The 25,833-nt window shown below is 44.1% G+C and carries 22 protein-coding genes; 12 read left to right on the top strand and 10 right to left on the bottom strand.

Features of this window, described 5'->3' with window-relative positions:
• Positions 1–116: 116 nt before the first annotated feature.
• Complete coding sequence (locus tag VRK_RS07145; protein WP_059120728.1) at positions 117–1,772, top strand: methyl-accepting chemotaxis protein; 1,656 nt, start codon at positions 117–119, stop codon at positions 1,770–1,772.
• A 249-nt stretch (positions 1,773–2,021) separates the two neighbouring features.
• On the opposite strand, the gene citG is transcribed toward VRK_RS07145, so the two are convergent.
• From citG to citC, 6 genes are read right to left on the bottom strand one after another with little or no spacing between them, the layout of a single operon-like run.
• Positions 2,022–2,984, bottom strand: coding sequence for a triphosphoribosyl-dephospho-CoA synthase CitG (gene citG, locus VRK_RS07140; protein ID WP_082671338.1), 963 nt, complete (start codon positions 2,982–2,984; stop codon positions 2,022–2,024).
• On the bottom strand, positions 2,962–3,501 hold the full coding sequence (gene citX / locus VRK_RS07135) for a citrate lyase holo-[acyl-carrier protein] synthase (protein ID WP_059120727.1): 540 nt from the start codon (positions 3,499–3,501) through the stop codon (positions 2,962–2,964). The genes citG and citX overlap by 23 nt, the downstream gene beginning before the upstream one ends.
• Positions 3,498–5,024 carry a citrate lyase subunit alpha gene (gene citF, locus VRK_RS07130; RefSeq protein ID WP_059120726.1) on the bottom strand — a complete coding sequence of 509 codons (1,527 nt, stop codon included), beginning with the start codon at positions 5,022–5,024 and terminating at the stop codon, positions 3,498–3,500. Before citF ends, citX begins: the two co-directional genes overlap by 4 nt.
• 13 nt (positions 5,025–5,037) lie before the next feature.
• Complete coding sequence (gene citE, locus VRK_RS07125) at positions 5,038–5,913, bottom strand: citrate (pro-3S)-lyase subunit beta (protein WP_059120725.1); 876 nt, start codon at positions 5,911–5,913, stop codon at positions 5,038–5,040.
• Complete coding sequence (gene citD / locus VRK_RS07120; protein ID WP_059120724.1) at positions 5,910–6,206, bottom strand: citrate lyase acyl carrier protein; 297 nt, start codon at positions 6,204–6,206, stop codon at positions 5,910–5,912. The genes citE and citD overlap by 4 nt, the downstream gene beginning before the upstream one ends.
• Before the next feature lie 43 nt (positions 6,207–6,249).
• Positions 6,250–7,299 carry a [citrate (pro-3S)-lyase] ligase gene (citC, locus tag VRK_RS07115; protein WP_059120723.1) on the bottom strand — a complete coding sequence of 350 codons (1,050 nt, stop codon included), beginning with the start codon at positions 7,297–7,299 and terminating at the stop codon, positions 6,250–6,252.
• 279 nt (positions 7,300–7,578) lie between these two features.
• Here citC and citS point away from each other — a divergent pair, with 279 nt between their 5' ends.
• The 3 genes from citS (at position 7,579) to VRK_RS07100 (ending at position 11,536) form a co-directional block, all read left to right on the top strand.
• Positions 7,579–8,922 (top strand): citrate/sodium symporter CitS, encoded by a 1,344-nt coding sequence (gene citS, locus VRK_RS07110; protein WP_059120722.1) that lies wholly within the window; start codon positions 7,579–7,581, stop codon positions 8,920–8,922.
• Between the two features lie 284 nt (positions 8,923–9,206).
• Positions 9,207–10,853: an ATP-binding protein gene (locus VRK_RS07105; protein ID WP_082671337.1), complete on the top strand. Its 1,647-nt coding sequence runs from the start codon at positions 9,207–9,209 to the stop codon at positions 10,851–10,853.
• Positions 10,853–11,536, top strand: a complete 684-nt coding sequence (locus VRK_RS07100) for a response regulator (protein WP_059120721.1) — start codon at positions 10,853–10,855, stop codon at positions 11,534–11,536. The genes VRK_RS07105 and VRK_RS07100 overlap by 1 nt, the downstream gene beginning before the upstream one ends.
• A gap of 75 nt (positions 11,537–11,611) precedes the next feature.
• Here the strand turns inward: VRK_RS07100 and pncA are convergent, their stop codons facing one another.
• Positions 11,612–12,259: a bifunctional nicotinamidase/pyrazinamidase gene (gene pncA / locus VRK_RS07095; RefSeq protein ID WP_059120720.1), complete on the bottom strand. Its 648-nt coding sequence runs from the start codon at positions 12,257–12,259 to the stop codon at positions 11,612–11,614.
• A gap of 931 nt (positions 12,260–13,190) precedes the next feature.
• On the opposite strand from pncA, the gene VRK_RS07090 reads away from it, so the two are divergent.
• From VRK_RS07090 to VRK_RS07080, 3 genes are read left to right on the top strand one after another with little or no spacing between them, the layout of a single operon-like run.
• On the top strand, positions 13,191–13,802 hold the full coding sequence (locus tag VRK_RS07090; RefSeq protein ID WP_082671336.1) for a GNAT family N-acetyltransferase: 612 nt from the start codon (positions 13,191–13,193) through the stop codon (positions 13,800–13,802).
• The gene (locus VRK_RS07085; protein WP_059120719.1) at positions 13,789–14,649 is read left to right on the top strand and encodes a lysophospholipid acyltransferase family protein; all 861 of its coding nucleotides are present in this window, start codon (positions 13,789–13,791) and stop codon (positions 14,647–14,649) included. The genes VRK_RS07090 and VRK_RS07085 overlap by 14 nt, the downstream gene beginning before the upstream one ends.
• The gene (locus VRK_RS07080; protein ID WP_059120718.1) at positions 14,646–15,335 is read left to right on the top strand and encodes an HAD-IB family phosphatase; all 690 of its coding nucleotides are present in this window, start codon (positions 14,646–14,648) and stop codon (positions 15,333–15,335) included. Before VRK_RS07085 ends, VRK_RS07080 begins: the two co-directional genes overlap by 4 nt.
• 83 nt (positions 15,336–15,418) lie before the next feature.
• Here the strand turns inward: VRK_RS07080 and VRK_RS07075 are convergent, their stop codons facing one another.
• Positions 15,419–16,105: a response regulator gene (locus tag VRK_RS07075; RefSeq protein WP_059120717.1), complete on the bottom strand. Its 687-nt coding sequence runs from the start codon at positions 16,103–16,105 to the stop codon at positions 15,419–15,421.
• Positions 16,102–17,718, bottom strand: coding sequence for an ATP-binding protein (locus tag VRK_RS07070; RefSeq protein ID WP_059120716.1), 1,617 nt, complete (start codon positions 17,716–17,718; stop codon positions 16,102–16,104). The genes VRK_RS07075 and VRK_RS07070 overlap by 4 nt, the downstream gene beginning before the upstream one ends.
• 271 nt (positions 17,719–17,989) lie before the next feature.
• Between VRK_RS07070 and VRK_RS07065 the strand changes: the two genes are divergently transcribed.
• The 5 genes from VRK_RS07065 to VRK_RS07045 all read left to right on the top strand — a co-directional run bounded on the left by VRK_RS07065 (position 17,990) and on the right by VRK_RS07045 (position 23,877).
• A complete protein-coding gene (locus tag VRK_RS07065) occupies positions 17,990–18,961 on the top strand; it encodes a tripartite tricarboxylate transporter substrate binding protein (protein WP_059120715.1) in 972 nt (323 codons plus the stop codon).
• Between the two features lie 117 nt (positions 18,962–19,078).
• Positions 19,079–19,576 (top strand): tripartite tricarboxylate transporter TctB family protein, encoded by a 498-nt coding sequence (locus VRK_RS07060; RefSeq protein ID WP_059120714.1) that lies wholly within the window; start codon positions 19,079–19,081, stop codon positions 19,574–19,576.
• Between the two features lie 10 nt (positions 19,577–19,586).
• Positions 19,587–21,116 carry a tripartite tricarboxylate transporter permease gene (locus VRK_RS07055; protein ID WP_059120713.1) on the top strand — a complete coding sequence of 510 codons (1,530 nt, stop codon included), beginning with the start codon at positions 19,587–19,589 and terminating at the stop codon, positions 21,114–21,116.
• A gap of 141 nt (positions 21,117–21,257) precedes the next feature.
• The gene (locus tag VRK_RS07050; protein ID WP_059120712.1) at positions 21,258–23,153 is read left to right on the top strand and encodes a DUF294 nucleotidyltransferase-like domain-containing protein; all 1,896 of its coding nucleotides are present in this window, start codon (positions 21,258–21,260) and stop codon (positions 23,151–23,153) included.
• Between the two features lies 1 nt (position 23,154).
• On the top strand, positions 23,155–23,877 hold the full coding sequence (locus VRK_RS07045) for a 3'-5' exonuclease (protein ID WP_059120711.1): 723 nt from the start codon (positions 23,155–23,157) through the stop codon (positions 23,875–23,877).
• 203 nt (positions 23,878–24,080) lie between these two features.
• On the opposite strand, the gene VRK_RS07040 is transcribed toward VRK_RS07045, so the two are convergent.
• On the bottom strand, positions 24,081–25,655 hold the full coding sequence (locus tag VRK_RS07040; RefSeq protein WP_059120710.1) for a BCCT family transporter: 1,575 nt from the start codon (positions 25,653–25,655) through the stop codon (positions 24,081–24,083).
• Positions 25,656–25,833 lie beyond the last annotated feature (178 nt).

Here is a 25,833-nt window from a genome sequence, read left to right as displayed (position 1 = left end):
CGGAATTGCCGTATCCAGTGATTCATGCCTTGTGAAAACAATATTGAACCACATGAGTATAACTCGTCCAGGGTATTGACTTTCCACCACGTGATTTCACCTAGTAGGAAATGTAAATGTTTCAGAATCGTTTCACCTTAAAATTGCGACTGGTCATTGCTGTGGCAATTCCTTGTCTTGCTCTTATTTTGGTCGGTATCAATAGTCTCCAAAAAATGGCAAATATTCAATATCAATCCGAACAGCTCTATGTCAATACGGCTGAACCTTTACGGGCAATGGCTGAGGCTGCGTCTCGGATTCCGAGAATGCGAGTCGGGATCGACATGATGCTGATGCAAGATACCTCTCTGAGAGATAAAAAAGGGATTCAGACCCGCGTAAAAGAAGCGTATGAGGAAGATATTCCCGAAATGCGCCAAGCGATGCAGCTTGCTGTAGATACTCAGGTTGATCCAGACATGAAGCGAGATGCCCTCAAGCTACAGAAAGACTATGAAGAGATGATCACTCAAGCCATCAATCCCTTATTGGATGCTTTGAGTAAAAATGATCTGGAAGGTGCCAGAGAAATCTATAAATCTCGCTATGCCGGCTATTACAATGTCACACGTAAAGCATCAAACAAATTACTGGATACCCTGCTGGAGCAAGCCCGCAAACACAATCAAGCCAGTATTGATACATACAACCAAGCTCAGTTGGTGATGATGATTGTCATTACTCTCGGTTTACTTGCCTCTATCGTCGTGTCTACCTGGATCGTTATTCAACTCAGAAAACGGGTAGACTCTCTTAGAAATTCAATTACTTACGCAGCCGATAATCTCGCGCTACATACGAGAATCACCCTCACTGGTCAGGATGAAATTAGCCAAATTGCCGAGAGTTTTAATCGCTTTATCGAAAAAGTCCATCATTCAATACAGGACGTTTCCAGTAATGCCAGAGAGCTGGCAGAAACCGCACAGAATGTAGCGAACCAATCCAATCTGACTCATAACAACTGTACCCGTCAGAGTGAGCGGATTATTCAGGTCGCCACAGCAATTACTGAAATGGGCAGTACCGTCAATGAAATTGCTTCCAATGCTGCAAGCGCTGCTGAAACAGCACATCAGGCTACTCAACAGACATCAGAGAGTAACCAGATAGTGATGCGGACACAGCAAGAGATTCAGGCACTGACTGAAACCTTGAATCAATCAAGTGATGTCGTCCAGTCCCTCAGTCATCAAGTTGATGATATCAGCACCATACTCGACACGATTCGCGGGATCTCGGAACAGACCAATCTGCTCGCGCTCAACGCTGCGATTGAAGCTGCCAGAGCAGGTGAACAAGGTCGCGGATTTGCTGTTGTTGCTGATGAAGTCCGTAATCTTGCCACTCGCTCAGCCGCATCGACCGATGAAATCCAAGAAGTCATTGAAAAATTGCGCCATGAATCATCTCGTGCCGTCTCCGCGATGCAACTAGGGAAAGATAAAAGTCAGCTAGTGGTAGAACATGCCACAGCTACCAGTGACTCATTACAGGCTATCAACCACCATATTCACCAATTGAATGATCAAAACACTCAAAATGCCGCAGCGACCGAAGAACAGTCGTCCGTCGTGGCAGAGTTAGGCAAAAACATCGAAGATATTAGTATGCTCACCGACGAAACAACAAAGCTGTCTGAGCAACTTACAGATGCCAGTGCCCACTTGCATAACGTGTCCCAACAATTAGATGATCTGGTGAAATATTTTGATTTGGGAAAACAATAAATAATTGATTTAATCCAATCAGCATGAAGCGCATGTTGTAACCAATCTGAGCAACGTTCAGTCATAAACTCAATACAAAATGCGTTTCATCGCTTCCCCGAATAAACTGTATATTTCATCGATAATTGATAATGCACCGATAAAAAAACTTCGGTAGCAACTGTCATCTACCGAAGAAAAAGTACCACCAAATTTATCTGAATTAGCTTTAGACCGAATAGAAGTTAACGACGAAAACTCAACATATCCTTAATCTAGAGAAAACATTTTCTCCAATTCTGCAATCAGCCAAGTTACGGCCAGTAGGTCAGCACTCCCCCCCGGACTAAGATGTCGTTCTATCAGATGACGATCAAACTGATTTAATGCCACTTCGATATCCGGATGAGCAATTCCCCCGAACGCCAGCAGACTAGATGCATATTGCTGAACATACAGTAATCCGGCCATTCCTCCACGGGAAAGTAAATTGGTATCTTGATTATGAGCAATCAAGACCAACAGTGTCTGCCACAAGGCTTGCTCAGTCGAGAACCCTTGCGCTATAGCCGATTGATAGGCAGGCAACGCATGTACAATAATCGTCCCAAAGCCCGACGCAGCCTCACCTCTCGCCCCAGTCACTCCATATTGCTGGTAGAGTTTTTCTCCTTGCGTCATCGGCTCCCGACGTCCGATTTCCTGAAGTTCATCCCAAACGAGATGTTGACAACACTGGCTCACTGCTTCACTGATTGCACGCGCATTGATATCTCGCTGATTGGCTTGCAGCCAGCCAGCGACACCACAAATGATCCCCATGGAAAAGATCATTCCTTTATGGGTATTGACACCCGAGGTCACTTGAAACATTGCGACTTCAGCATCAATACCTATCGGCCTTAATTCAGCTAAAAGAGACGAGAGCGATTGATTGTGATGCAACCAACCCGCTCGAACAAAACTAGTCATGTATGGTGCAAGCACTTCTGCACTGTGGACAAACAACGCCAGATCCATATCATCATGAGCCCCTTGATTCACGGTATCAACCAGACCCGGTTTCGGTGTCAAATGAACTTCTAGCATCATGGCATGATAAGCCAGATGGCCTACGAATTGATCGAAAGGAAACTGGTCTTGAATATGACAAGGTAACACATCGACATTTTCAGCCTCTGGACCATGCTGATGTCTGTCAAATAGCAAATCAATGACTGTACTCGTCTGCATGAGCCATTTCCTCTATCTTCGTCAAAAGCTCCTGAAGCGGATGCCGACGGGAACGGGCACAGATGACCGCATCTTCCTGACAGATCAAGCATTTCCTTCGCCCCATCTGATAAGCTTTACGGCTAATACTTTTACCTTGCTTATCAATTACATCCAAGTCCATCAATCGTCCTACCGGATGCGTTTTCTCAATGCGTATCATCTGTTTTTTGAGTATCGATGCACTTACCCCCTGCACTGCAAATATACCCTCAGGACCAGTTTTTTCGTGATGAATTTGCTGTGCAATAAGCGTCCACCCCTGCTCATGACAAGTCGCTTCGAGTGCCGCTAATCCCTGAGCAAAAATGTGTTCACTGATCAAATTCAGTTTGACGGGACCCGGCATATTGATGCTAAACGAAACCAAAGGAACACCGTAAGTTTTCAACCATGATAATTGAGTTTTTGCTCGTTGTTCTTTACACGCGAGTAGCTCGCACAAATGGACTGGTATTTCTTCTGTTATGTGTGTCATTGAGCAACCTCTTTAATCACATCAATGACAGAACCATCCCGATAACGCACAAAGGCAATTGTTCTGTCGGTAAATTGAATCGGCTCAGGCTTACCGGTAATCAATTCAGCTCGTGCCTGCAATGTATCGATAGAATAAACCGGAATTGAAATCGCATTCAGCCGCTCGATCAGGTCTTCACGTCTCGGATTCACAGCGATGCCATGATCAGTGACTAACACGTCAACCGATGCACCCGGAGTCACGACATTCGTCACCCGCTCTACAACCGTCGGAATCCGCCCCCGAACCAATGGTGCGACAACAATCGTTAAATTCGCAGCCGCAGCAGTATCACAATGACCACCGGAAGCGCCACGAATCACCCCATCAGAGCCCGTAATCACATTGACATTAAATTGCATATCGATTTCTAAAGCGCTGAGAATCACCACATCCAACCGATCAACGACGGCCCCTTTTGAGGAAGGATTGGCGTATTCATTGGCTGAGATTTCATGATGGTTCGGGTTACGAGACAAAGAGTCAGCAGCCACCGAATCAAAACACTGAACATCCAGCAACGTTTCAATCAAACCCTGCTCATGTAAATCAACCATAGTGGCAGTAATACCGCCCAGACCGAAAGATGCCACAATGTTATGCTTGATCATCTTATCTTTCAGGAAACGTGTCACTGCGAGAGAAGCACCGCCGGAACCCGTTTGTAAAGAAAAACCCGACTGAAAATAACCGGAGTGTTCAATAACCTCAGCCGCATGTTTTGCAATCAATAATTCACGAGGGTTGGTGGTCATTCGAGTTGCATCACCCCCGATTTTATCCGGATCACCGACTTCTGCGACCTGAACAACGGCATCGACACAGTCCTGACGAATTGAGGCTGGCGCGTTTGGATAGTCAACGATTGATTCCGTCAGAATAACAACTCGATCCGCATATTGCGCATCAACCTGTGCATAACCTAAAGAACCGCAACGTGACTTGCCTTGAATACCGTTGGCATTCCCAAATTCATCACTACATGGCACGCCGATAAATGCGATATCAATATGGATTTCACCATTTTGGACTAAGTGAACACGTCCGCCATGTGAGTGAATATGAACTGGCTCTTCCAGTAATCCTCGGCAAATGGCTTCAGCAAGCTCACCCCGTAATCCAGAGGTATAAATTTTACGCACCACACCATTACGGATATGTTCAATTAATGGTGCATGAATCGAAGTCAGAGAGCTGGAAGCTAAAGTTAAGTCTTTGAACCCCATTCTGGCAATGACATCCATCACTGCATTGATGGTTTTATCTCCGCCACGAAATGCATGATGAAAAGAAATCGTCATACCATCAGTCAAACCGAGCTCTTTAATGGCCTGCTCAAGCGAGCCTTTCAGTTTTCTTCTTTTCTTAAATCGTTCTTCAACCAGATGCGGTGTAATTGCGTTGGCTCTTGTATAGGGCGTTAATGAATGGATTTCCAGTTCATCAAGCGAAATTGGATTATTTAACGTACTGACACTCATAACACACTACCTTCTATTGTTTGATACCGGATTCAGCACGTTGCAATGTCCAGCGTGCACGTTCAATGATTGGGCTATCGACCATTTTACCGTTGAGAGACACAACCCCTAGCCCTTGCTGTTCTGCTTCTTCAGCCGCTTCAATGACGGCATAAGCATAATCGACCTCTTTTTGGGTCGGTGCGTAGACATTGTGAAGTAGATCGATTTGACGTGGGTTAATCAGTGATTTGCCATCAAATCCAAGCTGTTTGATGTGCTCAGCCTCGCGGAGAAACCCTGCTTCATTGTTAGCATCCGAGTAAACCGTATCAAATGCCATAATACCGGCAGCTCGAGCAGCCTGAAGAATGCTACATCGGGCAAACAGTAACTCCGTCCCTTCCGGGGAGCGGTTTGTTCTCAGATCACGAACATAATCTTCAGCCCCCAACGCAATCCCAATCAGTCGGGAGGAGCTGTGCGCGATCTCGACTGCATTGTTGATCCCTTGGGCACTTTCAATTGCAGCCAAGAGTTTGGTACTTCCAACAGCACGACCACAAGCTTTCTCAATTTGTTCAATTTGGCTCGCCATCAGCGTCACATCGTGAGCCGTATCAGTTTTAGGAAGACGTACCACATCAGCTCCTCCTCTCACCACGGCATTTAAATCATTGATGCCAAATCTGGAGTCAATCGGATTGACCCGGACAACGGTTTCAATATCCTGATATAACGGATGTTGTAATGCACGATACACCAACATACGCGCAGTATCTTTTTCTCGTAATGAGACCGAATCTTCAAGATCGAACATAATCGCGTCCGGCTTGTAGATAAAGGTATTACTCAACATTGCGGCGTTCGCACCCGGCACAAATAACATACTTCTGCGTAATCGACTCATGACAATAGACTCCAATCAATCTGTTCGACACCACAAGCACGCATCACTGCCGCCTGAACTCGGGCCTGAATCACACAATCCAAAGCCCCTTTATCTTCAATCGTTAAAATGGCATCGGTGACTTTCAATTGCTGTAGAGAATCGAGAACAACATGTCTGATGATTTCACCGAACTGATGCTGAACCGTACTATCAAGATGAACAATGATGCCACCTTCATGATTGGGGGCGATTCGAACCTGAAGATCACTGGACTCCAGAGTTCCTGCAAACGCTGGTTGTTTAATTTCCATTGGATTGGCCTTTCTAAGTTTAAATGTTTATATGGGATACCATTCAAGCCGCAACAGATTTTGGTCTATTACACTGAACGTCATCACTAAATAGGATTTTGTAGGTGGTTTTCGGTACCAGTTTCGCAACCTGCTCATATTGTTGCTGAGACAATAATCGCCGTACTCGGGACGCGGACACAGGTTCACCATCGATAGCCTTTCTAGGGACTTCTACAATTTCAATGATATTTGGCCGAGCAATCGGTGACCCCAACCAGTAATGCATCGACTCGTTATAATGGTTAGTGACCGGACAAAGCGGTTCTGTGCCGACATATCGGTGGGTGATCCCTAAAGCGGGAACGACTCCGTCACGAAACAGCTGTAGATCCAGTGCAGCATGACAATAATTGATTTTCTTCTGATCTTTGATGAAGTAAGTCGGGAATGTTGCTCTGGAAATCATATAATCCGAACCCGGATGGACCGTTATATTTTTCAGGTGTTGTGTACCGGCTCGAATCATATTGAGTCGTTCAATATAAGAAAAATCCTTCCCTTCTTCCCGGACAACAAATAAATGGACCCAATCACACTCGGCACAGGCTTTTTCAACCAGATATTGATGCCCCAATGTGAATGGGTTGGCATTCATGATCATGCCACCGATGCGATCTCCGGCAACTTTCATCAGTTTGAGTTGTTGGCAGTAAGATTGAAACCGATTCGGACTATTTTCCATGAGAATCATGGCATCATCGACTTGCGCAAGCGGAAAAAAACCAGATTGGCGAAATAAATTAAAATTTTGAGGTTTGGTAAACAAAAATAAATTGTAGCGTCCTAACTCATAAGCGAAATTGGTTAATTCAGTCATCAGAGTCAGTGATAATCCACTGCCGCGACATCCCTTTTCAATCGCAATCGACTTTAAAACTTTTCCGGCTATCGCCCCACACGCGATTATCTGCCCAGAGACGCGTTTTCCGATAACGAAGTATTCCACATCATCATCAATGTCCAACCCGTTACGTGCTAAAAAAGTTTGAATTTTTCCTATTTTACAGCGATTCGTAATCGGGACTCGAGAAAAGGATATCTCGTCTAACATGACGTACTGCCTCTGTAACTAAATTCATCACGACATAGTTTGCGGTGTTTATATTCATAAAATAATGATATGAATCACTTTATATACGAGCTTAAAAACTCTTTATGAACTTAATGAATTAAATTACCTATCTTATTGTTTTTAAATTAAAAAAAACAATAAAAACCATTAACGTCATTGACGTTTTTAACGTCACTTCATTCAATGAACTTTTTCACAATTATGGATCACTTTTTTATCTAAATTGTTAAATTGAACATCCACCTACGGAAATTGATTATGAATGAAAAAACGTTACGAATAACAAGTGACGCTCCCAGCGCTCAGTCGCTTCTGTCACAAATAAAAATATTCGGCATACCATTCCATCTTTTTGCCCTACTATTTCTTGTGGTTTTGACTGCACACATTACAGATACATTGCCTAACAATATTGTCGGTGGCTTCTGTTTTATGTTTGTCATCGGTGCAATATTCGGTGAATTCGGTAAACGTCTACCGATATTCAATAAATATATTGGCGGTGCGCCTGTGATGATTTTTCTTGTCGCAGCCTGGTTCGTCCATATGGGACTGCTGACACAAAGAGAAATTACCGCTGTCACTGATGTCATGAAAAAAACTGACTTCCTCGACTTATTCATTGCAGTACTAATTACCGGTTCGATTCTGGCAGTCAACAGAAGGCTCCTGTTACGTTCCTTAGTCGGCTATATTCCAACGATTCTCGCAGCGGTAGCCGGTGCATCAATCCTTGGCATTCTGGGGGGTTTGATCTTCGGTATTCCGGTGGATCGAATTATGATGCTGTACGTACTCCCAATCATGGGCGGCGGTAATGGTGCCGGTGCTATTCCTCTGTCTGAAATTTACGAGTCCGTGACTGGCGGTTCAAAAGAACAATACTACTCGGTTGCGATTGCGATTCTTACCATTGCCAATATTGTGGCAATTATTGCAGCAGCAATTCTGAATGGTTTAGGAGAGAAAATCCCTTCATTAACGGGTAACGGAGAACTGCTACGCAAGTCAAAATTCAATGTTGGCGAAGAAGTCAAAACACCAACAATCACCCCTCGCGAAATCGCGATTGGTCTCATGCTTGCGGCCTGCGTTTACACGTTATCAGCCTCACTATCCAAGCATATTCTTCCCGGATTTGGCGATATCAAAATTCATACATTCGCTTACATGGTCATCATTGTTGCACTCATCAACGGTGCAGGTCTTTGCTCTGATGAAATAAAAGAAGGTGCAAAACGTCTGTCTTCCTTCTTCTCAAAACAGTTGCTCTGGGTTTTGATGGTCGGTGTCGGTATTGCTTATACCGATCTGGGTGAAGTGATGAATGCCTTAACTTTCATCAATGTCATTATCGCGACACTCATTGTGTTCGGTGCAATTTTCGGCGCAGCACTCGGTGGTTGGATGATGGGATTTTACCCAGTTGAATCTTCAATCACGGCCGGTCTGTGTATGGCGAACCGAGGTGGTTCTGGCGACCTTGAAGTACTGGCAGCTTCTAACCGGATGAACTTACTCTCTTACGCCCAAATATCCTCTCGTCTTGGTGGTGGAATTGTCCTCATCATCGCCAGTGTGGTATTCGGGATATTTATGTGATTTTCCTTTCTTTGTAGCGCGTCATCCGACGCGCTCTGACCCGTGACACCTCGCTTCTGGAACCATTCATGATATGACAGCACGAATCACACGTTCATGACCGTACCAACCCATCGAACTGAATTGTATTTATCAATGGTTATGCAGAGAGCAGTTACGGAAACACAGAGGGTTCAATACTTAAAATGAATTTTGAACCACACATGTCAATTCTATTCATCCATAGAATCGATATAATCACCTGATAACTACAGCCTTTGATAACAATCAGCCTTTATAACGTTATGCTCAAAACGATCTTTCAAGCCGCTCATACACATATATGTCAGAAGCTTTCATTCCGACTCAGGGTTGCACTTCTGCTTATTTTTGTTATTTCTATTCAATTAATACTGGTCACGGTCTTTTTTCATCTCACGCTTAGTGAAAGCCTCGAACATCAATTTAGTACCAAAGCTGTCATTCAGGCTCGAGAGATTGCACATAATAAAGTATTGATTCAAAACATCGAACAGCACAATGTTGAAGCCATTCAGCAGACCGTCCACGAACTACAAGCCATCTCCGATGCTGATTTCATTGTTGTCGGCAACAAAAAAGGGATTCGACTGGCTCACCCTGACTCAGATAAGGTTGGTTTTCCGATGCAGGGCGGTGATAACGTCCGCGCGTTAAAATACGGGGAATATTATTCGTCTTTAAGAAAAGGTAGTTTAGGATTTGCGATCCGTGGGAAGTCGGCAATTATTAATCAACACAATGAGATTATCGGGGTTATCTCCGTTGGGTACTTGGTGAATAATATCAGTGACTGGTTGGCATTTTATTCCTATCCGCTTTTTTATGCCGTATTTGCTCTGCTGATTTTATCCATGCTCGGTGCTTGGTTATTTACCAAACATATCAAACAACAAATGTTCGATATGGAACCGGAAGAAATTGCCCTATCTCTGCGCTTACACAGTTCAATCTTACAAAGTGTTTATGAAGGCATTATCGCTGTCAGTACCCAAGGCGAAATTTTGTCGGTCAATAGCCGCGCACTCAAGACATTGGGCATCGCGCATCCACCCAAGTATTTACTCAGCAGAGCCATTACTGAATTCGTCACGCCCGCTTCATTTTTTATGGGGAGTAACCCGCATGGTCAGATTGATATCAATGATCAACAAGATGAGCTGATCACCTGCAACGGTGAAACATTGGTTGCAAACCGGGTCAACATTTGGGATCACGAAAAACATATTGGCTGGGTCGTTAGTTTCCGGAGACGAGATGATATCAATACCCTGACATCACAAATTTCACAAATCCGCCAGCATACGGAAAACCTTCGCGTGCTCAGTCATGAATATACCAATCGATTATCAACTATCGGAGGATTAGTACAAATTGGCGCTTATGATGAAGCCATTCAAGCCATTCAGAAAGAAACCCAAAATCAACAACAACTGATCGATTATATTACCCAAACTTTCTGCTCACGTATTGTTGCCGGCCTCCTGCTGGGAAAATATAGTCGCGCAAAAGAACTCGGTTTACAGTTAGATTTTGATCCGCTCTGTCAGATGCAAAAAGAACCACAATGTATGCCATCCGACGAACTGGCCGCAATTTTGGGGAATCTACTTGACAATGCCTTTGAAGCTACTTTAAAAAACGATAGCAGTAATAAAACTATCTCACTGCTTTTAACCGATGCCTCAGACGAATTCGTCATTGAGGTAGCGGACAATGGTACCGGTATCTCCGAAGAAATTTCTGATTCACTTTTTACCAAAGGCGTCAGTAGCAAAGAACAGCCGGGACATGGTATCGGTTTATATCTTGTTCATCGTCTGGTTACTCAGGCCAATGGCACGATATTGATTGACCATGCCGAACCGAAAGGTACCATTTTTTCTATTTTCATCCCTAACGTGAGTACATAATAATGGATGTATTTGATGTATTGATTGTTGAAGATGAAGTCAGTATTTCTGATTTTCACACTTACTACCTGAATCAAATGCCTAGGTTTCGTCCAATTGGTGTTGCCCGCTCTCTCGCTGAAGCGCGCAACATGCTCCGCCTTTTAAAACCACAATTAATTATATTGGATAATTTTCTTCCCGATGGACGAGGTCTGGATTTACTAAAAGAAATGATCTCAGGTGGCAACATGCCGGACGTTATTTTTGTCACCGCAGCCTCAGATATGGAAACCGTCCGTGAGGCAGTTCGTTGCGGTGTTTTCGATTACCTGTTAAAGCCAATTGCCTATGACCGACTACAGGATTCACTTGAGCGTTATTTAAAGTATAGCAATTCTTTGAAAGCCGCAGATAATTTCAATCAAAGACATGTCGACGAATTACTCAACTTTCAATCAAAAGCGCAATACCATCAAGATAACCTCCCCAAAGGTATTGATGAACTCACACTGAATAAGATCAAAGTCATTTACCAAGAAGACGATGTGGCACACACTGCAGAATCACTGGGGAAGCTGGTTGGTATCAGTAAAACAACCGCTCGCCGATACCTTGAATATTGCACATCCACCAGCTTCCTTGAAGCGATCATCCAACACGGTCGGGTTGGCAGACCCGAAAGACTATACCGTCGGAAGTAAAGCCATGGATGGGTCAGTCCTGTTACTGGCTCTTTTCATGTGTATACGCTTCATACGTGTTACCCACAGCTCTTACTACCCATCATGTCCTTGTGATAGATTTGTAGCCTCCAGCACATCGCTTGACTGGATAATCTGACATCCAGCATTAACCATTTTCGCCAACGCTTTATCTTCGTCGTCAGGATTCAGGTTTACAGCACGACAGGCATCCTGAACTACATAAGTTTTAAAGCCAAGTTCAACTGCATCAAGTGCTGTAAATAGAACACAGTAGTCTGTTGCAAGCCCGACAATATATAATTCATCTGAATCTATTTCTTTTAAATAATCCAAAAGTCCGGTTGCCTGCCGTTTTCCATTATCAAAGAACCCACTGTAACTATCAATCTCAGGATCGCTGCCTTTATAGACAATATATTCAATATTGCTCGTTGCTAATCCGGGAATAAATTCAGCTCCCCAAGATGATTGAACACAGTGAACGGGCCATAAAATCTGCTGAATGCCACTCAGTTCAGTCATCTCACCGGGAGACATATGATGTACGGACGCGAAGCTACCGTGGCCGGCCGGGTGCCAGTCTTGCGTTGCAACAACATGGTCAAAACAAGGCATTAACCGATTGATTACAGTAACAACACTGTCCCCATCAGGCACAGGCAATGCACCAGCCGGTGAAAAATCATTTTGAACATCGACGATCACTAACGTTTGAGTCACACGTTCCTCCTAAATATCATGAACACCCCCAAAGTTGTCACACCGGAAATCACAATGTATTCGCAATGTGTCATAAGATGACACATTGCGAATACAATACTAGTCTCTTTCTTTAAAGTATATCATACTGATAAATAACAACTGCTCTATTGAACTCGGTTAACCGTGTCAATCATATTGCAAAACCGATATCTATAAATGGAAAATCATAGAAAAATACTATGTCCATATTTTTTCCTGATTAAAAACCATTAAGCATCATATATGTCCAATTGATTCAGATGAAAGCGCTAACATTCTTATATAATTCTGTTCAGCGGTGTCAGTCTCATAAAAGAAAAATTAAGAAAATTTTCTCATATTAGAGACTGTAGAGCACATTTTTTATTTTTTTAGATGATTTTATTTTATTTTATATTTTATCCACTACGCCTTTTCCCTCCTAGCGATTTGCTAGCCGTATCAAGATCAGCGCTCCCCCTTCTGACAATTATGACGATAAGCAACTATTTACATTAAAACCAAGAGCAAATAACTTAAATTTATATGGTTAATTCAAAAAAGGAATATTTTAACTAAACACTATTCACCCGATAAAGTTTAACCGTCGCTTTTTACGCTTTTCATGCGGTACTTGGTGACTGGTTGAATGAGTTGGGGTTTATATACCAATAACAATAATGATGTAATGAATATGTTTACAAACATACTAAGACGAAGAGAGTTCAGCTCCTCACCCAGAGTTCATGACTTTTCCATCTGTTCTCGGTTATATGAGTCGACAGGCGGACAGAAAACAAACGTATTAGAACGAGATGTAGAAACATCGAATTGGGTAACACGCTTATGCAATTGTTACCCCTTAGGAATCACATTGAAAAATGTGACGATGATAAACAATTGAACAACTGAAGTTTGGCGGTAGGTAGATATGAATAACGTTATATGTAGCAAATACGGCATCACGCTGCGCAAGTGGAATGATGAGGATATTCAGGGGTATGCAACACTGGCCTCCGATGAAGAAAATATGAAGTTTATTTCTTCCGGTCAGGCAAGAACAATCGATATCATCAAAGATGAAGTTGAGCGATTCAGACAAAATCAGGAACAGAAAGGATGGGCTCGCTGGGTTGTTTCTCAAGGTGCCAATGCGCCTTTCATGGGGTACGCAGGATTTGAAGAGAAGCAATTTGGGATTAATTTCGGTATGCGTTATTTACCAAAATACTGGGGAACCCCCTGGACATATTTGGCGGGACATGCAGCATTATGCTGGGCCTTTGATGTTCTGGGGTTTACATCAGTTTATACACTCACAAACATCAAACACACTCGTGCAATTCAGATGAATCTGAAATACCTCAATCTTGACCGTGATCAGTGCCGGATTGTCTCCACCCCGTTCGGTGACCACCTCAAGATTGACTATGACCGGGATAATTTTTTCAAGGTCAGAGACAAAAACGAAAGTACTGCTCAAAAGCTATATCAGTACATTCAAAAACAAGAAGCACGGGAAACAGTACATGCAAAATATTGAGCAACCCACGTTACGCCAAGATGTCCCTATCTCAACATTATGTGATGTGAAATTGTGGAACCATTTTTCAGCATTGACAGTTCTATATATGCCATTCGGATTGTTATTATTGCTATTTCGTCTGTTGCTGATTGGTACTTACGGGCTTGTATTTCCGATATTTCCTCATGCAAAAAGAAAATCGGTATATCGGGTCTTCATCCGACTGTTAGGTATACAAGTGCGCTGTAATATGACACCGGAAGCGGTGGGTCAGCATACTGCCGGATGTGTCGTCGCATCACCGCATGTCAGTATTTTTGATCATATTCCGGGTTTGGCAATGCCACACGCAACACTGATGATTGATAAAGCGGATAGTCCACTAGGTAAATTCGTTGGCTACATCTTATTTAAAGGCTCAAATTCCAGCTATTGGCTGGTCAGAAACCAACGGCAGTTAGTACAGTGCTTTAGGGAGTGGAATAAAACGCCGGAAAAACACGCACTATACATCACCCCAGAAGCCACACTCAATAACGGGCAAGCCCTATTCCGGTTTCGTCCTGAGTTTATGATCCGAGGACAACCAGTGGTTCCGGTCGCTTTAAAAGTCAGACTCCCTTTTGGACTGTCTCCAAGTCCGATGATGTCTCCGGGGTATGTCCGCTTCATGACGATTCTCATGATGCCCTATATCCATTTTGAAGTGGCCTATCTGGACAAACTTCACTACTCTCGGGAGCAAGCACCACAAGAATTTGCAGACACTGTCCAACAGGCTGTTGCTGACTATCTCAATATACCGGCGACCCACTGGACCAGAGACGATAAATATAGTTACAAAGAGCAGTTAAAGCAGTTATGAATGTCATCTTTGATTTTGATAATACGTTACTTCCGGAAGAGAGTACGGTAGAAGTCTTGAAAATCGCATTGAGCCATAAGAAAGGCGGTGATAAAACAATGCGGTATCTGGCAGAAATCGCACCCCGTGCATTTGCCGGGCGTGCAACTTGGCAAGAGAAATTGATCATGCTCAGAACTGCGATGTTTGTCACTAGACAAACGATCGATCAGTATGTCGCAAGCCGGGTGGATGCTTTAGATCCCATATTAAAAGAAACATTTCGTTCGCTGACCGACAAAGGTGTCAAACTACATGTTATTTCCGGCGGTTATACGGAATGGATTGCACCTTTATTAGATGCATGGGAGATTCAATACGATCAACTCACTGCAAATCGTTTTATCTGGCTAGGAAATAGAGTGCTCAGTATACGACCTTCCCCATTACTTTCCTCAAAAGGAAAAGTACAGGTAATAGAGCAATGGAAAAGTCAGCATAAAACCACGGGGAAGTTTATTATTGTTGGCGACGGCTCAGCCGATCAAGATACATTACGCTATCATGCCAGTGATGCCTTTGTTTCAGCTGAATATTTCCAAAATAATCAGCTCCCTTCGATGGAACGGATGAGACGGGCTTCAACTCCCGCAGAGGTGGGACAGCATATTGACCATTTCTTAACACAGCTCTCCCCTGCTGCTTAAAATCCGTATCTCATCTTGTAAACATCTCTTCTTGATACGCTCAGTGGGCCAACGGCCCACTGAATATTTTGCCATCCTCTATTTTATTTACCCCTTTTACGTTGATAGCAACGTTCAGGGCGGCCCACAGTCCCGTAGTTAACGTCAGAGATAAGCTCCCCGGTACCATTCAGATACTCCAGATAACGTCTGGCAGTGGTTCGGCTTGCTCCAATTTGTTCGCCGGCCTCATCCGCAGTCAGCGAGACATTGTCTTGAAAAAGTTTGCGGATTTTATCCAGAGTCACTGCATCAATCCCTTTCGGAAGTTTCTCCACACATGTTGTTGACGCCCCTGTCGAGCTCGAGAGCATTTTATCCACCAATCCCTGATCAAGCCCCCCCGCTTCCGTCAACTGTTGCCGTAGTAGCTGATACTTTTGCATCGCTGATTCAAGTCGGGAAAACACGATAGGTTTCAGTAAATAGTCAACCACACCATAACGCATTGCCTGTTGTAATGTGCCGACATCCCTAGCTGCCGTAATCAAAATAACATCACACTGATCCTGATTGTTTCTCGACTGCTGCAGAATATCCAATCCAGTTCCATCAGGTAAATAAACATCTAAAAGAACCAAATCCGGTGCAAGAAGTGACAGTTGTATCTCAGCCTCTATTTTATTGGTTGCAATGCCGACGACCTCGAATCCACCGATTTGTTCCAAATAACGCTGATGAAGCTGAGCAATCACCACATCATCTTCAATAATCATGACTCTGGTATTCATATCAATGGTTCCTTGGGCAAATAAACCGTCATTCTTGTGCCATTTCCTTTTTTATCGAACATTTCCAACTGTCCGTGATATCTGTCAGTCAACTGCTGCACCAGAAACAATCCAACCCCTCGTCCCTGATGGCTTTTACTTGATACGCCCCTTTCTGTCAGCATATCGACACTGACCCCCTCCGGCAGACCACATCCTTGATCATCCACTTCCAGAATAATCTCATTGCCATAATCACTGATCGACACATCAATAATACGCCGCTCATAAGCAATGTGTTTACTTTGCCGTACCGATGTCAATACCGCTTCAAAAGCATTATCAATTAAATTCCCCAATATCGTCACAACATCTTCGGCATGGAGGTGCTCAGGTAATGTATCCAGCGTCGTCCCCTCTTCAACCTGCAGCTCCAACGACAATTCCCGTGCCCGTTCACTTTTACCCAGCAACATTCCCGCGATCAACGGATCTTTAATCGCACCACGCAAAAACTCGATCAATGTCTGATAATGTGCTGTTTCCTGGCCAATAAGCTGTTGAACGGCTTCCAGCTCTCCCATTTGAACTAAGCCACTGATTGTGTTTAGCTTATTTCTATGTTCATGCGTCTGCGATCTTAATAGCTCCGCATAAGCTTTCGTTTGGGAAAGCTGCTCGGTCAAATCATTAATTTCATCACGCAACCGAAAGCTGGCAACGGCACCAACGACACGCCCATCGACAACAATCGGGCTCCGGTTGGCAATCAGCCATTGATGATTGAGATATAACTCAATATCACTATCGGTTTGCCCGGTTTCCAACAAGGTGTAGAGATTACTGTCATGTAGCGAATCCGTTAATAAACGATTCAGCGCCTTGCTTTTATCAATCCCGAGAATTTTGCAGGCACTTCGGTTGATTGAGCGAAGATACCCCTTTTCATCAATACTCAGAATGCCTTCTTTTAACGTGCTCATCGTGACATCAAGTTCTCCGTAGAGGCGGCCGATCTCTTCAGGCTCGAAACCTAAAATAGCTTTTTGAAAACGCTGAGATATATATCCAGAAATGAGTCCGTTCACAACGACCACCAGTACCACAATAATCAATAGATAGTGCAAATAGGGTTCAACCCTATCTTGCAATCGCTCAATCAGATAGCCGACTGACACCACACCAATGATATGACCCGATGCATCAATAACCGCAGATTTTCCCCGCACTGAACGGCCTAAAGAGCCATGTGCAAACGAGATGTAAGACTGCCCTTCTTGCAGTGCTTTTTGATTGTCCCCCCCAACCATCGGCAGACCAATCCGCTGCCCCAACGGGTGAACCAACCGAATCCCCTGACGATTACCAATCACAATAAATGCAGCCCCGATCATATAAGTCAGATCACGGTAATATTGTTGCTGGCTGGTATCTTCCTGACGAATCATCTCCATTACTGCAGGGGATTCAGACAAGAAAGTTGCAACACGCAATGCCTTCTGCCCCATATCTTCTTCTTGCTGATGGCGAATATAAGAAAAACCGGCCAATGCCAGAATCAGCAACTCAACTAGTCCTGAAAACGTCATGATGATCAACATCCGTTTACGGAAACTAATCTCATTCCATGTCATATGTACCTCCGGAAACGAAGCAGTACATTAACACTTATCTAACATTGTTAAGAGTAACATCACGAATAACTGTGATTGATTCAACGCATTACAGGCTATGACCAATATAAACAAAATATTCTTAATACTCATTATTCACTTTTATTACCATAAACGGGACAAATAATTAACATTTGTATAACTTTTGTCATGCAATCGCGAATGAAGTGATCTATCAATACAAACAATAAAGCGAATAAAGCATCAATTGCACACTGCAAAAGGAACGTGAATTATGAAGCAACTGAAAACCCGCCTGATCATATCCATGCTCGCCGCTGGCTTTTCCATCAGTACACTGGCTGCAGAAATTGAGGAAATCCATTTTCTGGTTCCCGGAGGTGCCGGGGGAGGCTGGGACATGACCGCGCGAGGAACAGGTGATGTGTTATTTAAATCCAAGCTTATTGATAACGTCTCTTTTCAAAACATGTCCGGAGGCGGTGGCGGCAAAGCGATTGCCCATCTGATTGAAACGGCAGACCGCCAGCAAGACACCCTGATGGTTAACTCTAGCCCGATTGTTGTCCGCTCCCTTTCTGGTGTTTTCCCTCATTCGTTTCGAGATATGACTCCTGTCGCTTCAATTGTTTCTGATTACAGTGCCATTGTCGTGCGTGCTGATTCAAAATATAAAACGTGGAAGGATATTGTTGCCGATTTCCAAGCCAACCCCCGGAAAATCAAGATTGCAGGAGGATCAGCCCGAGGAAGCATGGATCACCTGGTCGTAGCTGAAGCATTCAAGGGGGAAAACTTCGATCCGAGAACGGTTCGTTACATCGCATATGATGCCGGGGGTAAGGCGATGGCTGCCCTGCTATCCGGAGAAACACAGCTCCTTTCAACCGGATTAGGTGAAGTGCTTGAAATGTCAAAAGCCGGGCAAATCAGAATTGTGGCAGTCACCGCACCGGAACGTATCCCTTCTGCACCAGATATTCCGACATTAACAGAGTATGGTAATCCAACGGTTTTTGCCAACTGGCGCGGCTTCTTTGCAGCACCGGGAATAAGCAAAGAAAAAGTGGCGGAATGGGACAGAGTTCTGGAAAAAATGTACCAAACACCGGAATGGAAAACACTTCGGGACCGAAACGGTTGGATCGATAACTATAAGCCGGCACCAGAATTCAATGCTTTTCTTGAAGCACAGGAAAAACAAATGGGAACCCTGATGCGTGAATTAGGCTTTATCCAATAATTCCCCCCCTAATTAGAACACCAACTGTCATATACAGGTTTGCTGAATCCTTTGTTGAGATTCCCCCCCGTCCAGGCTGCCTGTATATGACCCCCTAATACCGAATGGAGTAGGATAATGTCTACGAAAATAAATCCACTGCTCTCAAGTGAATATTTGTTATGTCGCGACAGAGTCGGTGCATTGATCTTTCTCGCGCTTTGTCTGGTTTATGGTTATCAAACCTTCAATATTCCAATGTTTCCCGGAGACGAATACGAACCCTTTACCGCCAGAACATTACCGATATTACTCACTTATATCGGCATCATTCTTTCCGTTGCACTGCTCGTCACCGGACAACCCGATAAAAAAAGCGGTGCTGTCATCCAATTTAACTGGAAGTTACTGACTAGCTTTCTGGTTTTAATGACGTTTTATGGCATTGGACTGACCTATGTCGGCTTTGTGATCGCCACAACGCTCTTTCTGGCTATCGGGTTTTATCTGTTAGGCGAACGACGTAAAAAAATCCTGTTCGGCGCGTCATTTCCCTTTGTCTTAAGCTTTTATCTGTTGCTGACCCAAGGTCTGGATATTTATCTGGAACCCGGTGTCATTTTCACCATCTGGTAAGGAGACCGTAATGTTAGATGGAATTCTTCAGGGACTCAGCACAGCAGTCCTGCCGATGAATCTGATGATGGTGGTTGTCGGATGTTTTGTTGGAACATTTATCGGCATGTTACCGGGATTGGGACCGATTTCAGCGATAGCACTGATGATCCCGATTACTTATGGACTGGACCCTTCTTCCGGTTTGATTCTGATGGCTGGCGTCTACTACGGTGCAATCTTTGGTGGCTCGACTTCATCGATTTTAATTAATGCGCCGGGTTGTTCATCGACCGTCGTCACCGCTTTTGACGGATACCCGATGGCTCAAAAAGGACAAGCTGGCAAAGCGTTAGCACTGGCGGCCTACTCTTCGTTCACAGGGGGAACACTCTCCGCGATCATGTTACTGTTTGCAGCCCCGGCACTAGCCAGCGTCTCACTCAGTTTTCAGTCAGCCGATTATTTCGCACTGATGTTAGTGGGGCTGTCAGCAGTCGCTGCTTTTGCCGGCAAAGGGCAGGTATTGAAAGCATGGATGATGACCGTCTTAGGCCTGATGCTTTCTACTGTTGGGATTGATAAAGGTATTGGTGTTGAACGATTTACCTTTGGTTTAACGGATCTGATGGACGGATTTAGTTTTCTGATGCTGGCGATGGCCACGTTTGCCTTAGGTGAAACGTTAATGGGAATCCTGAAGCCAGATGCTGATACGCGTCATACTGAAACTCAAAAAATGAGTGAACTCGGGAGTATGAAGATCAGTAAAGAAGAGTTTAAAGAAGCAGCGCCGGTTGCTGTACGCTCTTCGATTTTGGGGTTCTTTACCGGTGTTTTACCCGGAGCAGGTGCGACCATCGCAGCATTCCTCAGTTATGGTATGGAACGAAATCTGGCACCTAAAGACAAGCAGAGATTATTCGGCAATGGCTCAATTCGTGGTCTCGTTGCACCGGAGTCGGCCAACAATGCAGCTTCCAGTGGTTCATTCGTACCGCTGCTGACACTCGGTATCCCCGGTTCAGGCACCACAGCCATTATGCTCGGTGCACTCATTGCTTATGGTATTCAACCCGGACCCCGCTTATTTGTTGAACATCCGGATGTGTTCTGGTCAGTAATTATTTCCATGTACTTCGGCAATATCGTGTTAATTATTTTGAATCTTCCGCTGATTCCTTATATTTCGCGTCTGCTGGCTGTACCGAGAACCGTTCTACTGCCGATGATTCTGTTTTTCTCCATTACCGGCGTCTATCTTGTGTCGTTCAATACCATGGATGTCTTCATCATGATTTTGATCGCGATCGGTGCCATCTTGTTAAGACTGGCGAATTTTCCACTGGCCCCTTTATTACTTGGATTCATCCTCGGCGGACTTATGGAAGAAAACCTCCGGCGAGCCCTGATGATCAGTGATGGCGAACTCAGATTCCTCTGGGAAAGACCGATTACGTTTGCATTTACATCACTGGCAGTTTTACTACTCATCAGCCCACTTATCAGTGTCATTCTCAGTCTTCTGAAAACACGAAAAACCTCATTACATCATTCTTGATTTTAATGTGCAGCCCGGCATAAGCCGGGCTTTTTTCACTCATCCTTAATTTACTTTCTTTTAACAATTTCATTCTCTTCCATCGAACCAAGTGTACCTTCCTGTTATGATGATAAAAATGCCCGTCATAGGGAAACCTACATGCATACAGAATTATTGGAAATTAAACAATTTTTTGCCCAGTACCCACCATTCAACGAGTTTGAAGACGCTGTCCTTGAAGAAATCATTCAACAGATAGAAATCACCTATTTTCGTAAAGGAACCCCGATCATTCAAAGCGGCGACGCGATTCAGGAACTATTTATGATCCGCAGTGGCGCTGTCGAAGTCTATCGACGCAAAGGTGAACTATACAACCGTCTCTCACAAGGCGACCTATTTGGTCAAATGGGATTATTAACCAATAACAAGGTCGTTTTTCCTGTCACGGCGATTGAAGATACACTGGTTTATCGGATTCCGGAATCGCTGTTCCAGTCACTGTATGAGCATTACGAAGTTTTTGCTGACTTTGTCGAGGTCAACGATAAAACCAGACTACGTCATGCAATTTCCAGTACTTCAGAAACCAATGATCTTTCCACCGCCAAAGTCAAGAATTTGCTTACCGGGGAAGCTATCTGGATCTCACCGGAAACATCTATCCATGAAACTGCACAAACAATGGCCGAAGAAAATGTCTCTGCCCTGCTCATTTTAAATACCGAGCAAACTGAGGCGGATGACCATGATGACAAACCGCAATTAGGTATCATCACTGACCGAGATCTCTGTACTCGCGTGTTGGCAAGTGCCATTTCCCCCCAGCGCCCGATTTGTGAAGTGATGACAACTGAGCTGTTGACACTTGATCATAACGCTTATGTTTATGAAGCCATGATGGTCATGTTACGTCATCAAATTCACCATTTACCCATCCTGAAAGAGAACAAGCCGTTAGGCATACTCGAAACAACCGATTTGGTTCGTTATCAGTCACAAAACTCGCTGTTGTTAGTCAGTAGCATCTTCCATCAAAATAGTGTGGATGATTTGGTTACCATTGCCGAGCAGGTTAAAGAGAGTTTTGTTCGGCTGGTCAATGAAGATGCCAATGCCCATATGATTGGCACCGCGATGTCAGTGATCGGCAGAAGTTTTAAACAACGCATTATTGAGCTGGCGGAAGCAGAATATGGTCCGCCGCCGATCCCCTACTGTTTTCTGGCACTCGGCTCAATGGGAAGAGATGAACAACTGGTAGTCACGGATCAGGATAACGCGGTTATTCTCGACAATCGTTATGATGCGAACAAACATGACGCCTATTTCAGTAAACTTTCTCAGTTCGTCTGTGACGCTCTCGCTCGTTGCGGTTATAGCTATTGTACCGGTGATATCATGGCAACGAATCCGATGTGGCGGATGACCCGTCAGGAGTGGGAAGTCTGCTTCTCCGATTGGATTGATGACCCGAACCCCAAAGCCCTATTGAATGCATCGATTTTTTTCGATCTGGATGGCGTCTACGGACAAACTCGCTGGGCAGAACAACTCAATCGCTTTATTGTCAGACGTGCCCAAAGAAGTCCGCGCTTTCTCGCCTGTCTGGCCCGGAATGCGTTGAACCGCACCCCGCCACTGGGATTTTTCAAAAACTTTGTGATGGAAAAAGATGGTCGCCACAACAACTCCATCAACTTAAAACGACGCGGGACGGCACCGTTGGCCGATGTTATTCGAGTTCATGCTCTGGCGATTGGCTCCCATGCGAAAAATTCATTTGAGCGATTGGATGATATTATCGAATCCGGTCTGCTTCCAAAAGGCGGTGGTGAAAACCTCAGAGATGCGCTTGAATTTATTTCAATGGTGCGTATCCGCCATCAGGCCTACGATGTTGAGAATCGTATTGAACCGGACAACAATATTGAGCCGGAAAATCTCTCGGACTTTGAACGACGTAACCTGAAAGATGCATTTCAAATTTTGAGCAATGCGCAAAACTTTTTGAAATATCGTTATAAAGCTAACAGTTCACCACGTTCATCATAAAATGCTAAAAAAATTATTGAAAGCTCCCAGCATTGACTGGCAAAAAAAGTATCAACTCAAGCAGAAACGGGGCACGCACCCGTCTCTCAGTTATTTTTATCAACAATTACTGCCAGATGGCGATACCCCGATTAAGGAAGTCAAGTTTCTGGCTCTTGATTTTGAAACCACAGGGCTGAATCCGGCCAAAGATGAAATCGTGACAATTGGCGCGGTGCCTTTTACGCTGGATCGAATAAAACTGAGTCAATCTAAACATTGGCTGGTGAAACCTCGCCGTCCCTTGAAAGAATCTTCCATCATTGTTCATGGTATCACGCATACGGATATCATGGATGCCCCTGATTTAAACGAGTTTCTTGACGAAATTCTCCATCTTATGGCGGGGAAAATAGTTGTCGTGCATTACTATCCGATAGAACGACAGTTTTTCGATCAGGCACTAAAAAAGAGAATTCAAGAAGGCATTGAGTTTCCGGTCGTTGATACTATGAATATCGAAGAACGAATTTTGGTACAGCAATCCGGTGGTATTCTCAATCTGATGAACAGTTTTAAAAAGAAACCGTCAGTACGCTTAGGAAATACGCGGGAGCGTTACGGGCTGCCACTCTATCCACTGCATGATGCACTGTTCGATGCACTCGCTACGGCAGAACTCCTTCAGGCACAGATTGCCAATCACTATGATTGCTCTCGGCCGATCAGTGACTTTTGGATATAAATCCCTCCTAGCAATCCGCAAAGAATTTGCTGAAATCGCTCACAACGGAACCCATACCTGACGGTCCCATCAAGTGCGTCAGGTATCAAGACAAGAGCCATTTGACGAGACATAATCTCAGCTACATCTCGCCCGATGGCTTTACTCAGACAGAAAAAAAGCCGGCATAAGCCGACTTTTTCAAAACACCCGAAACAATCAATTTAATTTAATCGCTCGGTTTTCATTCCCATAACCAGACTGACACACATCATAAGCAGGACAAATGTGAATGGCAGCGCTGTCGAAATGGCACCTGCTTGTAATGCCTGAACCGCTTCCGTTCCACCAATCCATAGCAATGCAATTGCGATGGCCCCTTCAATCGAAGCCCAGAAGATTCTCTGAGGAACAGGTGCATCAACCTTACCACCTGCAGTAATACTATCAATAACCAGTGAACCGGAGTCAGAAGAGGTAATAAAGAATACCAGAACTAACACAACACCAATTAAAGAAAGTATTTTGCCGTAAGGCAAGACATCAAACATCTGGAACATTGCCAGCGAAACGTCAGTAATACCTTGATGGCCCAGTTCACCGACTTGATGAACCACTTGATCGATCGCCATGCCACCAAATACAGACATCCAAACCACTGTCACAAGCGTGGGAACAAAGAGTACTGCGGTGATAAATTCTCTTACAGTACGACCTTTTGAAACTCGGGCAATAAACATACCGACAAATGGCGACCAAGAGATCCACCAAGCCCAGTAGAATACAGTCCAGCCTTGGAACCATGCTTCATCTTCACGGCCATGAGGATTACTCAAAGAAACAATATTTTCGATATAGGCAAGTAATGTTGTTTTAATTGAATCAAACGTAACAGCATAGCCAATCAAACCCACAGCGGCCAGTAGCAAGAAAGCGATGATCATATTGATATTTGAAATGACTTTCACACCGCCATCAATACCACGAACCACTGAAATAACGGCCAACATGGTTACAGCAATAATAACGACAATCTGTAACCCGATTCCGGCATCAATCCCGAAGACATGATGAATCCCACTCGCGGCCTGTTGCGCACCAAGCCCTAATGATGTCGCTAATCCGAATAACGTTGCAACGACAGCAAGGATATCGACCAGATGTCCGGGCCATCCCCAAGCACGATCACCGAGTAACGGATAAAAGATTGAGCGGATCGATAACGGCAAGCCTTTGTTATAACAGAAGAATGCGAGTGACAGAGCGACAACACCATAAATCGCCCAAGGATGTAATCCCCAGTGGAACATGGTTGCTCCTAAAGCAAGCTTTGCAGCCTCCGGTGAATATGCTGCAACATTTAGCGGCGTTTTATACCATCCGGTATAGTAAGCGACAGGTTCAGCAACACTCCAGAACATCAGGCCTATCCCCATACCGGCAGCAAATAGCATCGCTAGCCAAGAGATATAAGAATAATCGGCCGTCGCTGATTGACCACCCAAACGAATTTTACCAAATGGTGAAACCACAAGAGCCAAACAGAAAACCACAAAAATATTACCAGACCAAATAAATAGCCAGTCAAAGTTGCCGATGATTTTCCATTTGATACCATCTAAAAAAGATTTTGCAGTTTCAGGATCAGCGATTAACGTTGCAATCAGGAACAGCAGGATCAGTCCTGCGCTAATACCAAACACAGGGTTATGGATATCAAACCCCCATTTCTGCACATTATCCTGCCCGACAGTATAATCTGTACTGTCGATACTATATTTATCAATACCTTTGGTCATAATTCCCCTCTTTATGATTTAGCCTTCAAATTATTATTGCTTATCCTTAGGAAAAACCAGCTAAAAATCATCTGAACACACCATAAACAATACGTAATGGTCGTAGAACAATTTATCTTAAACAGATCAATAACGCCATCAAATGGTTAAAATATAGCCTAAAAAATAGATAATATAG

The sequence above is a fragment of the Vibrio sp. MEBiC08052 genome (genome assembly GCF_001506075.1).
Classification (GTDB): Bacteria; Pseudomonadota; Gammaproteobacteria; order Enterobacterales; family Vibrionaceae; genus Vibrio.
This window is presented reverse-complemented; position numbering and strand designations above follow the sequence as displayed.

Coding starts and splice junctions, on each gene's coding strand:
- VRK_RS07145 (WP_059120728.1), top strand. CDS start 117: ATGTTTCAGAATCGTTTCACCTTAAAATTGCGACTGGTCATTGCTGTG.
- citG (WP_082671338.1), bottom strand. CDS start 2,984: ATGCAGACGAGTACAGTCATTGATTTGCTATTTGACAGACATCAGCAT.
- citX (WP_059120727.1), bottom strand. CDS start 3,501: ATGACACACATAACAGAAGAAATACCAGTCCATTTGTGCGAGCTACTC.
- citF (WP_059120726.1), bottom strand. CDS start 5,024: ATGAGTGTCAGTACGTTAAATAATCCAATTTCGCTTGATGAACTGGAA.
- citE (WP_059120725.1), bottom strand. CDS start 5,913: ATGAGTCGATTACGCAGAAGTATGTTATTTGTGCCGGGTGCGAACGCC.
- citD (WP_059120724.1), bottom strand. CDS start 6,206: ATGGAAATTAAACAACCAGCGTTTGCAGGAACTCTGGAGTCCAGTGAT.
- citC (WP_059120723.1), bottom strand. CDS start 7,299: ATGTTAGACGAGATATCCTTTTCTCGAGTCCCGATTACGAATCGCTGT.
- citS (WP_059120722.1), top strand. CDS start 7,579: ATGAATGAAAAAACGTTACGAATAACAAGTGACGCTCCCAGCGCTCAG.
- VRK_RS07105 (WP_082671337.1), top strand. CDS start 9,207: ATGCTCAAAACGATCTTTCAAGCCGCTCATACACATATATGTCAGAAG.
- VRK_RS07090 (WP_082671336.1), top strand. CDS start 13,191: ATGAATAACGTTATATGTAGCAAATACGGCATCACGCTGCGCAAGTGG.
- VRK_RS07085 (WP_059120719.1), top strand. CDS start 13,789: ATGCAAAATATTGAGCAACCCACGTTACGCCAAGATGTCCCTATCTCA.
- VRK_RS07080 (WP_059120718.1), top strand. CDS start 14,646: ATGAATGTCATCTTTGATTTTGATAATACGTTACTTCCGGAAGAGAGT.
- VRK_RS07075 (WP_059120717.1), bottom strand. CDS start 16,105: ATGAATACCAGAGTCATGATTATTGAAGATGATGTGGTGATTGCTCAG.
- VRK_RS07070 (WP_059120716.1), bottom strand. CDS start 17,718: ATGACATGGAATGAGATTAGTTTCCGTAAACGGATGTTGATCATCATG.
- VRK_RS07060 (WP_059120714.1), top strand. CDS start 19,079: ATGTCTACGAAAATAAATCCACTGCTCTCAAGTGAATATTTGTTATGT.
- VRK_RS07055 (WP_059120713.1), top strand. CDS start 19,587: ATGTTAGATGGAATTCTTCAGGGACTCAGCACAGCAGTCCTGCCGATG.
- VRK_RS07050 (WP_059120712.1), top strand. CDS start 21,258: ATGCATACAGAATTATTGGAAATTAAACAATTTTTTGCCCAGTACCCA.
- VRK_RS07045 (WP_059120711.1), top strand. CDS start 23,155: ATGCTAAAAAAATTATTGAAAGCTCCCAGCATTGACTGGCAAAAAAAG.
- VRK_RS07040 (WP_059120710.1), bottom strand. CDS start 25,655: ATGACCAAAGGTATTGATAAATATAGTATCGACAGTACAGATTATACT.